The sequence below is a fragment of the Streptomyces sp. NPDC030862 genome (assembly GCF_055571835.1).
Genome location: NZ_JBVIEN010000002.1, coordinates 2,325 through 15,902, shown reverse-complemented (window position 1 = coordinate 15,902; position 13,578 = coordinate 2,325). Strand labels below are relative to the sequence as shown.

Sequence of the window (13,578 nt, the reverse complement as noted above, 5' to 3'; positions counted from 1 at the left end):
GGACCGCGCGAGGAATTCCCGACGGCACCGGAACGTTGTTCCGGTGCCGTCACCGCGTCCATCGGCGACCACCGGCGTCCGCCGCGTCCGCCCCGCAAGGAGACCGAACCATGTTCTTCGGCCGCACGCCCGTCCTGCCGACCCCGGACCAGGCCCTGCCGGGCCGCCCGGAGCAGGAGTTCACCGTCCCCGACCGCCACACGGTCCTCTCCACCCCCCTCCTCGGCCCCTACCCGGCCGGTCTGGAGGTCGCGGACTTCGGGCTGGGCTGCTTCTGGGGCGCCGAGCGGAAGTTCTGGCAGACGGAGGGCGTGTGGACCACCCTCGTCGGCTACCAGGGCGGTTACACGCCGAACCCGTCGTACGAAGAGGTCTGCTCGGGCCTGACGGGCCACACGGAGGTCGTCCGTGTCGTCTTCGACCCGTCCGTCGTCCCGTACAGCGCGCTGCTGAAGCTCTTCTGGGAGTCCCACGACCCCACCCAGGGCTTCCGCCAGGGCAACGACGTGGGCACGCAGTACCGCTCGGCGCTCTACACCCACTCCCCCGCCCAGGCGGCGGCCGCCGACGCGTCCCGGGACGCCTACCAGCGGGTGCTGAAGGACTCGGGCTACGGCGCCATCACCACGGAGATCCTGCCGGCGGACGGCCGCCCCTTCTACCCGGCGGAGCCGTACCACCAGCAGTACCTCGACAAGAACCCGAACGGCTACTGCGGCATCGGCGGCACGGGCGTCTCCTGCCCGGTGGGCGTGGCCGGGGCCGGCGCCGGCGCGGACGACTGAGCCTCGCGTATCGCCGCCGCCGTCGCGGCCGGGTCGTACCCGGGGGCGACGCCGTCGATCAGGATGATGTCGCCCTCCATGTGGCGGGTGCGCAGCGGCACGAGCTCCTGGTACGCGTCGGAGTCGTACCAGCGGCGGGCGTGGTCCAGCGAGGGGAAGCCGACGATCACCAGCGCGGCGTCCCAGCTGCCCTCGCGCACCTCCATGGTGGGCGCGCCGTGCACCAGGAAGCGGCCCTCGAAGGGGTCGAGGGTGGACTGGATGCGCTCCATGTAGTCCAGGACCTCGTCGTGGAGCACGGCCGGCGGCTTCAGGGTGGCGATGGCGTACGCGGTCATGGGGTCCTCCTCGTGATCGGGATGACCCCATGGTCTCCGCGCGTCCGCCCGGGGTCGATTACCCCGGAGGTCATGCCACCGCCCGGTCCTGTCCTCAGATCGTCGAGGCGTCGATCACGAACCGGTAGCGCACGTCGCTGTTCAGGACGCGCTCGTACGCCTCGTTGACCTGGTCCGCGCGGATGAGCTCGATCTCCGAGCCGAGCCCGTGCTCCGCGCAGAAGTCCAGCATCTCCTGCGTCTCGGCGATGCCGCCGATCATCGAACCGGCCAGCGTGCGTCGGGCGTTGATCAGCGAGAAGAGGTTGAGGGACACCGGCTCCTCGGGCGCGCCGACGTTCACCAGGGTGCCGTCCGTCTTGAGCAGGCCCAGGTAGGCGGTGAAGTCCAGCGGCACCGCGACCGTGGAGACGATCAGGTCGAAGGTGCCGGCCAGCTTCTCGAAGGTCTCCGGGTCGCTGGTGGCGTGGAAGTGGTCGGCGCCGAGCTTGAAGCCGTCCGTCTGCTTGCGCAGCGTCTGGCTGAGCACGGTCACCTCGGCGCCCAGCGCGTGCGCGATCTTCACGCCCATGTGGCCGAGGCCGCCGAGACCGACGATCGCCACCTTCTTGCCGGGGCCGGCCTTCCAGTGGACGAGCGGCGAGTAGAGGGTGATGCCCGCGCACAGCAGCGGCGCGGCGACGTCCAGCGGGAGGCTGTCGGGGATGCGGACGGTGTAGTTCTCGTCGACGACGATGTGGGTGGAGTAGCCGCCGTAGGTCGGCTCACCGTCCTTGCCCCGGCCGTTGTACGTGGGGATCATGCCCCCGGTGCAGTACTGCTCCAGGCCCTGCCGGCAGAACGAGCAGGTGCGGCAGGAGTCCACGAAGCAGCCGACCCCGACCCGGTCGCCCACCGCGAACCTGGTCACGCCCGGACCGGTCTCGGTGACGACACCGGCTATCTCGTGGCCGGGCACCATCGGGAAGATGCCCTCGCCCCAGCCGTCGCGGGCCTGGTGGATGTCGGAGTGGCAGATGCCCGCGTACTTGATCTCGATCAGCACGTCGTGCTCGCCGACCGGCCGGCGGGGCACCGTGGTGCGCTCCAGCGGGGCGTTGGCTGCGGGGGCTGCATAAGCGGCAACAGTGTTCATGCCGGTTTCTCCTCCTGGTGGGGTGTTCGTGAATGATCTTGCCTGGCCGGAATCGATCGGCCCAGCCCCCTGGCTTCCGTACGTCCGCTGGTCCTACTACTGGCGGGATCAGGCTCGGCCGCGCGGGAACGGGAATACTGGGGTGTCATGGACCAGCGCACCGAACTGAGTGAGTTCCTCCGCTCCCGACGGGCCCGGCTCAAGCCGCAGGACGTCGGACTGCCGGACTTCGGCAGGGCGCGCCGGGTACCAGGCCTGCGCCGGGAGGAGCTGGCCCAGCTGGCCGGGGTCTCCGTCGCGTACTACACCTCGATCGAGCAGGGGAAGGGCGCCAACGTCTCCCCGGAGGTGCTGGACGCCATCGCCCGCGCCCTGCGGCTGTCGGACGCCGAGCACGCGCATCTGACGCGGCTGGCGGGGCCGACGACGAAGAAGAAGCGCACGACCGCCTCCCGTCCCCAGCGGGTGCGGCCGGAGGTGCGGTACCTGCTCGACGCGATGGACGGCGTCCCCGCGTTCCTGCTGGGGCGGCGGCTCGACGTCCTCGGCTGGAACCGGATGGCCCGCGCGCTCCTGGGCGACTTCGCCGCGCTGCCGGACGAGGAGCGGAACATGGCGCGGCTGGTGTTCCTCGACCCCAACGCGCACGACCTGTACGTCGACTGGGAGTCGAAGGCCACCGAGGTGGTCAGCGTCCTGCGGCTGTGCGCGGGCTGCTATCCCGACGATCCGAAGCTGTCGGCGCTGGTGGGCGAGTTGTCGGTGAAGAGCGAGGAGTTCCGGGCGCTGTGGGCCGCGCACACGGTGCAGGAGAAGGGCCACGGGGTGAAGCGGCTGCACCATCCGCTGGTGGGTGAGCTGACGCTGTCGTACGAGACGCTGCGGCTCCCGGCCGACCAGGACCTGAGCCTGGTGACGTACACGGCGGAGCCGGGCTCGCCGTCGGCGGACGCGCTGCGGCTGCTGGCGAACTGGGGCGTGGACGAGGTCGCGCCGACGCGCTGAACCCACGCGTGCCGTGACGACGAAGGCGGCGGCCCCCCTCGTGGGGGGCCGCCGCCTTTCGCCGTACGGGTGGGTCAGACGGCCGAGCCGGCCTTCCACTCCGCCCAGCCCATGTTCCAGCCGTTGAGGCCGTTGTCCGGCGCGATCGTCTTGTCCTTGGAGTTCTTGACGATCACCACGTCACCGACGAGGGAGTTGTCGAAGAACCACGCGGCGGGCTGGCCCGGGTCGCCGGCGCCCTTGACGTCGTTGAGGCCCACGCAGCCGTGGCTGGTGTTGACGCTGCCGAAGACGGAGTCGGCACCCCAGTAGTTGCCGTGGATGAAGGTGCCGGACGTGGACAGCCGCATGGCGTGCGGCACGTCCTTGATGTCGTACTCGCCCTTGCCGTCGTCGTCCGTGAAGCCGACCGTCGCGCCGTTCATCCGGGTCTCCTTGAACTTCTCGGAGATCACCATCTGACCGTTGTAGGTCGGGTTCTCCGGGGAGCCGGCCGAGATCGGGATGGTCTTGATCGTCTTGCCGTCGCGGACGACCGTCATGGTCTTCGTGGCGACGTCGACGGTCGAGACCTGGCTGCGGCCGATCTTGAAGGTGACGGTCTTCTGCTGGACGCCGTAGACGCCGTCGGCGCCCTCGACCCCGTCGAGGTTCAGCTTCAGCGTGACCGTGGAGCCCGCGGTCCAGTACTGCTCGGGCCGGAAGTCGATGCGCTGGGAGTTGAACCAGTGGCCGACGACCTGCTGGCCGCTGCTCGACGACACGGTGATGCCGGACTGGACGGCCTTCTTGTCCGTGATCGCCTTGTTGAAGGTGATCGAGACCGGCATGCCGGCGCCGACGGTGGACCCGTCCTCGGGCGTGAAGTTGCCGATGAAGCTGTTGTCCGGCGAGACGGTGGTGAAGGAGGAGTTCTCGTGGGCCTCGCGGCCCTCGGAGTCCTTCGCCGAGGCGGCGATCTTGTACGTGGTGGCCCGCTCCAGCTGCTCGCTGGGCTTCCAGCTCGTGCCGTCGGCGGACATCTCGCCCTTGACGCTCTTGCCGTCCTGCGTGGTCATGGTGACCTGGGTGAGCGTGCCCTCGCTGACGGTGACCTTGGCGTCGTCGTTGATGCCCGCGTTGTTCGCGCCGTTCTTCGGCGAGATCACTATTCGGGCCTTGGAGGCGTCCTTGGCCGCCGCCTCGTCGACCTGCGCCTGTGACGACGAGCCGCCGGAGGTGCCGTTGCCCTTGGCTTCGCCGTCGTTGCAGCCCGTGAGCACCAGCACGCCACCGAGCAGGGCGGACGCGGCCATGAGGCCCTTGCGCCGCTTGCCGTCCGTCATCACACGCTTCTCCATCGTCGCCGAATCCCTGCCAACTGTTCCAACAACACCCATAACAACCCGTCCGGTTCCAAATCCACGAAGGATCCACGAACTATGTGGGGAACACCACTGATCGACGCATGGCGGAACGGTTCCGGTTCCCAGCATGCAGGTGCGGGCCCCGGAGACGTGATCCGGGGCCCCTGAAACCGGCCACTCCCCCGGCGGACGACCGGGCGCCCCTTAGACCCGTTCCCCCTCGTCGGCGCCCTCCTCGTCGCCTTCGTCGTCCTCGTCGTCCTCGTCCAGATCCCACTCCTCCACCTCGGGGTCGTACTCGACCTGCTCGCTGGTCCAGGACGCCTGGAGGAGCTCGACCCCGGGCAGCTCGCCGAGGAGCGTGTCCGGGTCGACGAGGTACGCGAGAGCTTCCGCTTCGTCCTCGCGGACGGCCGCGCGGGCGTGCGTCAGCTCGTCCTCGGGCATGAATTCGTCGGCGTCGATACGGTCCAGGGCGGCGGCGGTGAGTTCCTCGGTGTCCCTGATCTCCAGCGTCAGTTCCACCCGAAGTCGCACATAACGTGATGTCTCAGAAGGGCTCATATGACGGAGCGTAAGCTGCCCTCCCCCGCGACTTTCCTGCGACCCGCTGTGTTCATTAGCATCGACGCACCCACCAATTCTCGGTTCCGCAAGGGGATCTGAATCTGTGTCCGTCGCACGTCGACCGCTGCTGACCGCCACCGCCGCCGGGACGCTGCTCTGCGCGCTGTGGTTCGTCCCTTCGGCCAACGCCACCGCTGAGGACCCGGTGGACCGGCCGCCGGTGGAGACCCGCACAGGAGGGTCCGCCGGCACCCCGCCGCAGCAGGAGCAACAGCGGCAGGAGCTGGCGCTCGCCGACACCGGCAGCGTGGACACCACCCCGTATCTGATCGGCGGCACGGCGTTCCTGACCCTCGGCGCGGGGCTCGTGGCCTTCGCGGTACGCCGAGGGGCGCACACCGCCCTCTGACGGCGCGCGCCCCTGCTCCTGCCTCGTCCTCAGGCGAGCGGGCCGGTGACCCGCTCCACGGCCTCGACGAGCCGCCCTTCGCGTACGAACGCGTCGGCGGCCTCCAGGTCGGGGGCGAGGAAACGATCCGGCCCGGGGCCCTGGACGCCGGCCGCGCGCAGCGCCTCGATGGCGGCGCGGGAGGCGGGCGCCGGGGTGAGGCCCTCGCGCAGCTCGATGGCGCGGGTCGCGGCGTACAGCTCGACGGCGATGATCCTGCCCAGGTTGCCGACGGCGGTCCGCAGCTTGCGGGCGGCGGACCAGCCCATGGAGACGTGGTCCTCCTGCATGGCGGAGGACGGGATGGAGTCGGCGGAGGCCGGGACGGCCAGCCGCTTCATCTCGCTGACCAGGGCGGCCTGCGTGTACTGCGCGATCATGAGGCCCGAGTCGACGCCGGCGTCGTCCGCGAGGAACGGCGGCAGGCCGTGCGAGCGGTTCTTGTCGAGCAGCCGGTCCGTGCGGCGCTCGGCGATGGAACCGAGGTCGGCGGCGGCGATGGCGAGGAAGTCCAGGACGTACGCGACGGGCGCGCCGTGGAAGTTGCCGTTGGACTCCACGCGTCCGTCGGGGAGCACCACCGGGTTGTCGACGGCCGAGGCGAGCTCGCGCTCGGCGACGAGCCGGGCGTGGGCCATGGTGTCGCGGCCCGCGCCGGCGACCTGGGGCGCGCAGCGCACGGAGTACGCGTCCTGGACGCGCGGGGCCTCGTCCTGCTGGAAGTGGCCGGTGAGGCCGGAGCCCTTCAGGACGGCGAGCATGTTCGCGGCGGCGGCGCCCTGGCCGGGGTGCGGGCGGATGGCGTGCAGCTCGGGCGCGAGGACCTTCTCCGTGCCGAGCAGCGCCTCCAGCGAGAGCGCGGCGGTGATGTCGGCGGACTTGTAGAGCTTGTCCAGGTCGTCGAGGGCCATGATCAGCATGCCGAGCATGCCGTCGGTGCCGTTGAGGAGGGCGAGGCCCTCCTTCTCGCGCAGCTCGACGGGCGCGATGCCGTGCGCGGCGAGCAGCTCGCCCGCGGGGCGGACCACACCGTCGGGGCCCTCGGCGTCGCCCTCGCCCATGAGGGTGAGCGCGCAGTGGCTGAGCGGGGCCAGGTCGCCGGAGCAGCCGAGGGAGCCGTACTCGTGCACGACGGGGGTGATCCCGGCGTTGAGCAGGTCGGCCATGGTCTGCGCGACCTCGGGCCGGACGCCGGTGTGGCCGGAGGCGACGGTCTTCAGTCGCAGGAACATCAGCGCGCGCACGACCTCGCGCTCGACGGGCGCGCCCATGCCGGCGGCGTGCGACCGCACGATGTTGCGCTGGAGCTGGGCGCGCAGCTCGGGGCTGATGTGCCGGGTGGCGAGGGCGCCGAAGCCGGTCGACACGCCGTAGACGGGCTCGGGCTTGGCGGCGAGGGCGTCGACGATCTCACGGGCCTTGGCCAGTGCGTCGAGGGCCTCCTGCGACAGCTCGACGCGTGCGTTGCCGCGGGCCACGGCGATGACGTCCTGGGCGGTGGTTCCGGACGTCCCCACCACGACTGTGTGCATATCCATATTCAGCAGCGTACGGACTGAATCCCAACGTGTCACTACCCCACCTTTCCAGCGCCCCTTACAGATCCGCGGGCGGCGCGTCGCGGAAGCTGCGCCGGTCGCGGGCGGCCGCGGGCGGGTGGTCCGCCAGCTCGATCACCGCGCCGTCGCGCCCCGCCACCACCGGCTTCAGGGAGCGCGCCGCCTTCGCGCGGTACTGCGCCGCGTCCGCCAGCCGGAACAGCCGCCGCGCCGAGCGCACCTCGCCGATCGGGTCGCCCGTCGACGCCACGCCGCACGCCACGCCCTCGCCGAGCTCCAGCTCCCCGGCCCGTACACACAGCTCGTCCGCGGCCGCGACCACCTCGTCCGCACCCGGGCCCACCGAGACCAGGCAGAACTCGTCGCCGCCCAGGCGTGCGGCCAGCGCGCCCGGCAGCATCGCCCCGCAGTACGACAGCACCGAGCCGAACCGTTCCAGCAGCCGGTCGCCGACCGCGTGGCCGTGGGTGTCGTTGACGCGTTTGAGGCCGTTGAGGTCGCACACCACCAGCGAGACCACCGACCCGTCGGCGAGGGAGCGCTCCACCGCCTCGTCGAGCCTCATGTCGACCGCCCGCCGGTTGGCCAGCCCCGTCAGCGGGTCGGTGAAGGCCAGCTTGCGGACCTCCTCCAGCCGCTCGGTCTGGGCGATCCCGGCCGCCACGACCGACGCCAGTACGGTGGCGAACTTGGCGTCCTCCGGGCCGAAGACCGGCGCCCCGACCGGCCGGGCCACGTACAGCTCGCCCCAGGCGCGCCCGTGCAGCACGATCGGCGCGACGACGCAGCAGCCGCGGCCCCGCCTGCGCAGAGCCGCCACCCTGCCCCGTACCGCCTCGTGTACGGGAGGTGACCCCAGTCCGGAGTACCCGTGCGCGTCCGCGTGCGGGCCCTCGGCCGTCTCGACCCAGGCGTTCGGCTCCCCGCCGCCGGCCCAGCGCTCGTGCAGGAACTCGGTGATCTCGGAGAACTGGTACACCGGGTACGTCTCCGCGTCCGGGAACTCCTCCTCGCCCTGGACCCGGTCCCCGGCGTTCACCAGGACGCGCAGCCGACCCAGGTCCCGTTCCCACGTCGACAGCGCGGCGAACGTGCCGCCGAGCGCGTCGCGCGCGCCCAGCGCCGCCGCCCGCCACGATTCGCGCGGGGTGTGCGCCGCCGCCATCGACTGCGCCAGCGCCACTACGGCCCGTAGCCGGACATCCTCACCCATTCCTCAAGCTTAGGGACGCCCCAGAACTTTTCACTCCCGGGCCCGGCGGCCGGCCGTCACTCACCGGGCCACCGCGGCGTGCGCTTCTCGTTGAAGGCCGCGACACCCTCCGCCCGGTCCCCCGAGAAGGCCACCGATCGCCAGGCCGCGTCCTCGACCTCCAGGCCCGCCCGCAGGTCGAGCCCCTGCCCGAGCCGCAGGGCGCGCTTGGCGGCGCGCAGGCCGACCGGGGAGTTGGCGGCGATCCTCGCGGCCAGCTCCAGCGCGCCCGTGCGCGCGTCCTCCGCGATCAGGTCCACCAGCCCCTGCCGCTCGGCCTCGTCCGCCTTCAGGCGCTCCGCCGTATAGATCAGCCGGGCCGCCCGCGCGGCCCCCACCCGGCGCGGCAGCAGCTGCGTACCGCCGCCGCCGGGGATCACGCCCACCGACACCTCGGGCAGCCCGATGACCGCCGTCCCGTCGGCCACGATGAGGTCGCAGGCGAGCGCCAGCTCGTACCCGCCGCCGAGCGCGAAGCCGTGCACGGCCGCAATGGCGGGCATCGGCAGCTCCAGCACGCCGGTGTACGCGGCGCGCGCGACCGGGCGCTGGCGCACCAGCTCGGCGTCGGTGAAGGAGTTGCGCTCCTTGAGGTCGGCGCCGACGCAGAAGGCCTTCTCGTTGGAGGAGGTCAGCACGGTGACGCGGACCGACGGGTCGGCGGCCAGCGCGTCGCAGGCCGCGCCGATGGAGCGGGCCATCTCCGAGGAGACGGCGTTCATGGCCTTGGGCCGGTCGAGGACCAGTTCCGCGACGTGCTCATGACGGCGTACGGCGACGAACTCCCCGAAGCGCTCCTCGGACATACTGACACCCTCCCGGTTAACGAGCGTTAGCGACGCTACCCCGGGATCTTAGGCTCCCGCCGCGTCAGCAGCCAGGGTTCGATCACACCGAGCCCGCGCACGGGCCGCTGCCACATCGGCTGGAGCGCGAAGCGGTACGACGGGGGCGCCTCGCCGTCCTTCTCGGCGCGCGCGATCTCCTCGGCGACCTGCGCCTCCGAGACGGGCGCCTCGCCCGTGCGCGACAGCTCCTCCGCCAGCGCCCCGTCGACCAGGACCGCGTCCTTGGGCGCTATCGAGGTGAGCCGGCTGGCGAGGTTCACCGTCGTACCGAAGACGTCGCCCATCCGGGTCGTCACCGTGCCGAAGGCGATGCCCACCCGCAGCGCGGGCATGGTGTCGTCGTGCGCGAGGGTCTCGATGAGCCGCAGCCCGATCTCGGCGGCCGTACCGGCGTCGTCCGCCGCGAAGAGCACCTCGTCGCCGAGCGTCTTGATCAGCCGCCCGCCGTGCGCCGCCACCAGGTCGGCGCAGGTGGTCTCGAAGGCCTCGACCAGCTCGCCGAGCTCCTCCTCCTCCAGCCGCCGCGTCAGCCGCGTGAAGCCGACGAGGTCCGCGAAGCCGACCGCCAGGCGCCGGTCGACCATCTCCTCGTCGTCGGCGGCCTGGACGACGCGCCCGGTCGCCGCCGCGAGCTGCCGCCGCCACACGTACACCAGGAACTCCTGGAGCTCCGGCAGCAACAGCTCGACCAGCGGATACGTCACTTCGGTACGCGTCATGCCCGGTTCGGGCGGCTCGGTGAGGCCCTCCAGGAAGGAGTCGATCTGCCACTCGGCGAGCCGCGCCGTGGTCTGCCCGGTGGACCGGGCGACCTGCACCGCCATGGGCTCGCTCAGCAGCCCCGCCTCGACCAGACCGGCCAGCCGCCGCAGCGCCAGGACGTCCGCCTCCGTCAGCGCCTTGGCCTGGCCGATGTCGGCGAAGCCCATGGCCCGCCAGAAGCGGGACGCCAGGTCCATGGAGACACCGGCGGTGCGGGCGGCCTGGAAGGGGGTGTAGCGGCGGTCGGCGCCGAGGATCAGCTGCTCCAGGCGGATGGCGAGCGGGTCGTCGGTCGGCTCGGCCGTGTGGTCGACGACGTGGTGAGGGGTCGGGTACTCGGCTCCGCCGGAGCCGGCCCCCGACCCGGACCGTGGTCCGGAGCCCGGCTCGGACGCGCCTCCGGGTCCGCCTCCCGACCCGCCTCCGGGCCCGCTTCCGGGTCCACCTCCGGACCCGTCTCCCGACCCGGCTCCGGACCTGCGCGAATTCGCGTCGTCGACGGTCACCGGCCGCCTCCTGCCCGTTCCCTGCGCACTGCCCTGCCGATCTGTCGCTGGATCGCCTCAACGATACGGCAGGTGTGCCGTGGCTCACGTCCCCTCGCGGGAGCGTCTTGGGGGCGTCGTGGGAGCGCGTTCAGTCCGCCGGGCGCAGATGGACGATGTCGCCCGCGCCCACGGCCTCCCGTCCGCCACCGTCCGCCCGCTCCACGACGAGCCGTCCGCCTCCGTCGATCGCGACCGCCTCGCCGGTCAGCGTCCGGTCGCCGGGCAGCTCCGCGCGGACCGTGCGGCCGAGGGTCGCGCAGCCCGCGGCGTACGCCTCCTGGAGCCCGCAGGCCGCCGGGTCGCCGTCGACGGCCGTCCACCGCCCGTACCAGAGCTCCAGGGAGCGCAGGACGGCGCGCAGCAGCGGGTCGCGGTCGGTGGAGACGGCGTCGGCGAGGGCGAGGGAGCCGGCCGTCGGGACGGGCAGCTCGTCGGCGCGCAGCGTGACGTTGAGGCCGAGCCCGACGACGATCGCGTCGTCCCCCGGGCCCGCGCCGCCGCCGGCCCGCTCGGCGAGGATGCCGCCGGTCTTGCGCTCCTCCTTCACCCCGTCCTCCCGCCGCACCTTCACCAGCAGGTCGTTGGGCCACTTCAGCGACATGTCGACGCCCGCCGCTCGGGCCAGGCCCGTGGCGGCGGCCACGCCGGTCAGCAGCGGCAGCCAGGCCAGCCGCTCGGCGGGCACCCGCGGCCGGAGCAGCACGGAGAAGAAGAGGCCCGAGCGCGCGGGCGCGGACCAGACGCGGTCGAGCCGCCCGCGCCCGGAGGTCTGTTCCTCGGCGACGAGCACGGCGCCCTCGGGCAGGTCCGCTGCCCGGGCCGCCAGGTCGGAGTTGGTGGAGCCGGTGGCGGCCACGACGTCGAGCGAGGTCCACAGCCCGCCGGGCACGAGGAGCGCGCGGCGCAGCGCGGTGGCGTTCAGGGGCGGCCGTTCGAGATCCGACCAGGGGCTTGCGGGACCATGTGAAGACGTCATGCAAGCCAGCGTAGGTGTGGCAAACACCGCACTGCCGAACGGTATCGCCGCCGATACGCTACGGATCAGTAGCCAACGAACCCGTGACCAGTCAGGGAGCCGCATCCCGATGTCCGAGCCGGCCCAGAAGATCGACATTCATACGACCGCGGGCAAGCTCGCGGATCTCCAGCGCCGTATTCACGAGGCCACCCACGCGGGCTCCGAGCGCGCCGTGGAGAAGCAGCACGCGAAGGGCAAGCTGACGGCCCGCGAGCGGATCGCCCTGCTGCTGGACGAGGGCTCGTTCGTGGAGTTGGACGAGTTCGCCCGGCACCGTTCCACCAACTTCGGCCTGGAGAAGAACCGTCCGTACGGCGACGGTGTCGTCACGGGGTACGGCACGGTCGACGGCCGGCCGGTGGCGGTCTTCTCGCAGGACTTCACGGTGTTCGGCGGTGCGCTGGGCGAGGTGTTCGGGCAGAAGATCATCAAGGTGATGGACTTCGCCCTGAAGACCGGCTGCCCGGTCATCGGCATCAACGACTCCGGCGGCGCCCGCATCCAGGAGGGCGTCATGGCCCTCGGCATGTACGGCGAGATCTTCCGCCGCAACACCCACGCCTCCGGTGTCATCCCGCAGATCAGCCTGGTCGTGGGCCCCTGCGCGGGCGGCGCGGTGTACTCCCCCGCGATCACCGACTTCACGGTGATGGTGGACCAGACCTCGCACATGTTCATCACCGGCCCGGACGTCATCAAGACGGTGACGGGCGAGGACGTCGGCTTCGAGGAGCTGGGCGGCGCCCGGACCCACAACACCACCTCGGGCGTGGCGCACCACATGGCGGGGGACGAGAAGGACGCCATCGAGTACGTCAAGTCCCTGCTCTCCTACCTCCCGTCGAACAACCTCTCCGAGGCGCCCGCCTTCCCGGAGGAGGCGGACCTGGAGCCGACGGACGAGGACCGGGAGCTCGACACCCTCATCCCGGACAGCGCCAACCAGCCGTACGACATGCACACGGTGATCGAGCACGTCCTGGACGAGGGCGAGTTCCTGGAGACGCAGGCGATGTTCGCGCCGAACATCATCACCGGGTTCGGGCGTGTCGAGGGCTATCCGGTCGGCATCGTCGCCAACCAGCCGATGCAGTTCGCCGGCTGCCTCGACATCGACGCGAGCGAGAAGGCTGCGCGGTTCGTCCGCACCTGCGACGCGTTCAACGTCCCGGTGCTGACCTTCGTCGACGTGCCGGGCTTCCTCCCGGGCGTCGGCCAGGAGCACGAGGGCATCATCCGGCGCGGCGCCAAGCTGATCTACGCGTACGCCGAGGCGACCGTGCCGCTGATCACGGTCATCACGCGCAAGGCGTTCGGCGGCGCGTACGACGTCATGGGCTCCAAGCACCTGGGCGCCGACCTGAACCTGGCGTGGCCGACCGCGCAGATCGCGGTGATGGGCGCGCAGGGCGCCGTCAACATCCTGCACCGGCGCACCATCGAGGAGGCGAAGGACGAAGACGAGGCAGCGGCGACGCGGGCGCGGCTGATCCAGGAGTACGAGGACGCCCTGCTCAACCCGTACACGGCGGCCGAGCGCGGCTACGTCGACGCCGTCGTCATGCCGTCGGAGACGCGCGCGCAGATCGTGCGCGGGCTGCGTCAGCTGCGTACGAAGCGGGAAAACCTGCCTCCGAAGAAGCACGGCAACATCCCCCTGTAAGGAGCCCCCATGATCAAGGTGCTGCGGGGCAACCCGACGCCGGAGGAGCTGGCCGCCGCACTGGCGGTGGTCCGGGCGCGCGCCGCCGCGACGGCCTCGGCGGCCTCCGGCGGCGCGGCACGCGTCCCCGAGGACTGGTCGGACCCGGCCAGGATCGCCCGTACGGCGCGCCCGCGCCCCGGGCCGCGCTCGTGGGCGCGCTCCTACTGGCCGATGTAGTTCCCATGTAGTTCCCAAGGACGGTGGCGCCTGAGTACGCGTACTCCGGCGCCCCCGGGCCAGTCGGCCTCAGGAGCGAAGGCAT

14 protein-coding genes are annotated in these 13,578 nt (G+C 71.8%); 5 read left to right on the top strand and 9 right to left on the bottom strand.

The window, feature by feature from the left end:
- Nucleotides 1-110 precede the first annotated feature (110 nt).
- Complete coding sequence (gene msrA / locus ACZ42X_RS04300) at nt 111-785, top strand: peptide-methionine (S)-S-oxide reductase MsrA (RefSeq protein ID WP_468284175.1); 675 nt, start codon at nt 111-113, stop codon at nt 783-785.
- Here msrA and ACZ42X_RS04295 read toward each other — a convergent pair.
- Nucleotides 710-1,123, bottom strand: a complete 414-nt coding sequence (locus ACZ42X_RS04295; RefSeq protein WP_468284173.1) for a DUF1330 domain-containing protein — start codon at nt 1,121-1,123, stop codon at nt 710-712. The genes msrA and ACZ42X_RS04295 overlap by 76 nt on opposite strands.
- A gap of 94 nt (nt 1,124-1,217) precedes the next feature.
- The gene (locus ACZ42X_RS04290; RefSeq protein WP_468284171.1) at nt 1,218-2,258 is read right to left on the bottom strand and encodes an NAD(P)-dependent alcohol dehydrogenase; all 1,041 of its coding nucleotides are present in this window, start codon (nt 2,256-2,258) and stop codon (nt 1,218-1,220) included.
- 147 nt (nt 2,259-2,405) lie between these two features.
- On the opposite strand from ACZ42X_RS04290, the gene ACZ42X_RS04285 reads away from it, so the two are divergent.
- Complete coding sequence (locus ACZ42X_RS04285; RefSeq protein WP_361427936.1) at nt 2,406-3,263, top strand: helix-turn-helix domain-containing protein; 858 nt, start codon at nt 2,406-2,408, stop codon at nt 3,261-3,263.
- A 74-nt stretch (nt 3,264-3,337) separates the two neighbouring features.
- Here ACZ42X_RS04285 and ACZ42X_RS04280 read toward each other — a convergent pair whose 3' ends face one another.
- Entirely contained in the window at nt 3,338-4,603 is a 1,266-nt protein-coding gene (locus ACZ42X_RS04280; protein WP_468284169.1) for a L,D-transpeptidase, read from the bottom strand.
- 210 nt (nt 4,604-4,813) lie between these two features.
- Entirely contained in the window at nt 4,814-5,146 is a 333-nt protein-coding gene (locus tag ACZ42X_RS04275; protein WP_468284167.1) for a hypothetical protein, read from the bottom strand.
- A gap of 133 nt (nt 5,147-5,279) precedes the next feature.
- On the opposite strand from ACZ42X_RS04275, the gene ACZ42X_RS04270 reads away from it, so the two are divergent.
- Complete coding sequence (locus ACZ42X_RS04270) at nt 5,280-5,585, top strand: hypothetical protein (RefSeq protein WP_468284165.1); 306 nt, start codon at nt 5,280-5,282, stop codon at nt 5,583-5,585.
- A 29-nt stretch (nt 5,586-5,614) separates the two neighbouring features.
- Here ACZ42X_RS04270 and hutH read toward each other — a convergent pair whose 3' ends face one another.
- The 5 genes from hutH to ACZ42X_RS04245 all read right to left on the bottom strand — a co-directional run bounded on the left by hutH (nt 5,615) and on the right by ACZ42X_RS04245 (nt 11,569).
- Nucleotides 5,615-7,156, bottom strand: a complete 1,542-nt coding sequence (gene hutH / locus ACZ42X_RS04265) for a histidine ammonia-lyase (RefSeq protein ID WP_468285566.1) — start codon at nt 7,154-7,156, stop codon at nt 5,615-5,617.
- A gap of 64 nt (nt 7,157-7,220) precedes the next feature.
- Nucleotides 7,221-8,396, bottom strand: coding sequence for a GGDEF domain-containing protein (locus ACZ42X_RS04260; protein ID WP_468284163.1), 1,176 nt, complete (start codon nt 8,394-8,396; stop codon nt 7,221-7,223).
- A 56-nt stretch (nt 8,397-8,452) separates the two neighbouring features.
- A complete protein-coding gene (locus ACZ42X_RS04255; RefSeq protein ID WP_468284161.1) occupies nt 8,453-9,241 on the bottom strand; it encodes an enoyl-CoA hydratase/isomerase family protein in 789 nt (262 codons plus the stop codon).
- Nucleotides 9,242-9,276: 35 nt separating this feature from the next.
- Nucleotides 9,277-10,551 carry an adenylate/guanylate cyclase domain-containing protein gene (locus tag ACZ42X_RS04250; RefSeq protein ID WP_468284159.1) on the bottom strand — a complete coding sequence of 425 codons (1,275 nt, stop codon included), beginning with the start codon at nt 10,549-10,551 and terminating at the stop codon, nt 9,277-9,279.
- 130 nt (nt 10,552-10,681) lie between these two features.
- Nucleotides 10,682-11,569, bottom strand: coding sequence for a biotin--[acetyl-CoA-carboxylase] ligase (locus ACZ42X_RS04245; protein WP_468284157.1), 888 nt, complete (start codon nt 11,567-11,569; stop codon nt 10,682-10,684).
- A gap of 109 nt (nt 11,570-11,678) precedes the next feature.
- On the opposite strand from ACZ42X_RS04245, the gene ACZ42X_RS04240 reads away from it, so the two are divergent.
- Together ACZ42X_RS04240 and ACZ42X_RS04235 are read left to right on the top strand one after the other, a co-directional pair.
- Nucleotides 11,679-13,274 carry an acyl-CoA carboxylase subunit beta gene (locus ACZ42X_RS04240; protein WP_468284155.1) on the top strand — a complete coding sequence of 532 codons (1,596 nt, stop codon included), beginning with the start codon at nt 11,679-11,681 and terminating at the stop codon, nt 13,272-13,274.
- A 9-nt stretch (nt 13,275-13,283) separates the two neighbouring features.
- Nucleotides 13,284-13,493, top strand: coding sequence for an acyl-CoA carboxylase epsilon subunit (locus tag ACZ42X_RS04235; RefSeq protein ID WP_468284153.1), 210 nt, complete (start codon nt 13,284-13,286; stop codon nt 13,491-13,493).
- The last annotated feature ends 85 nt before the right edge of the window (nt 13,494-13,578 follow it).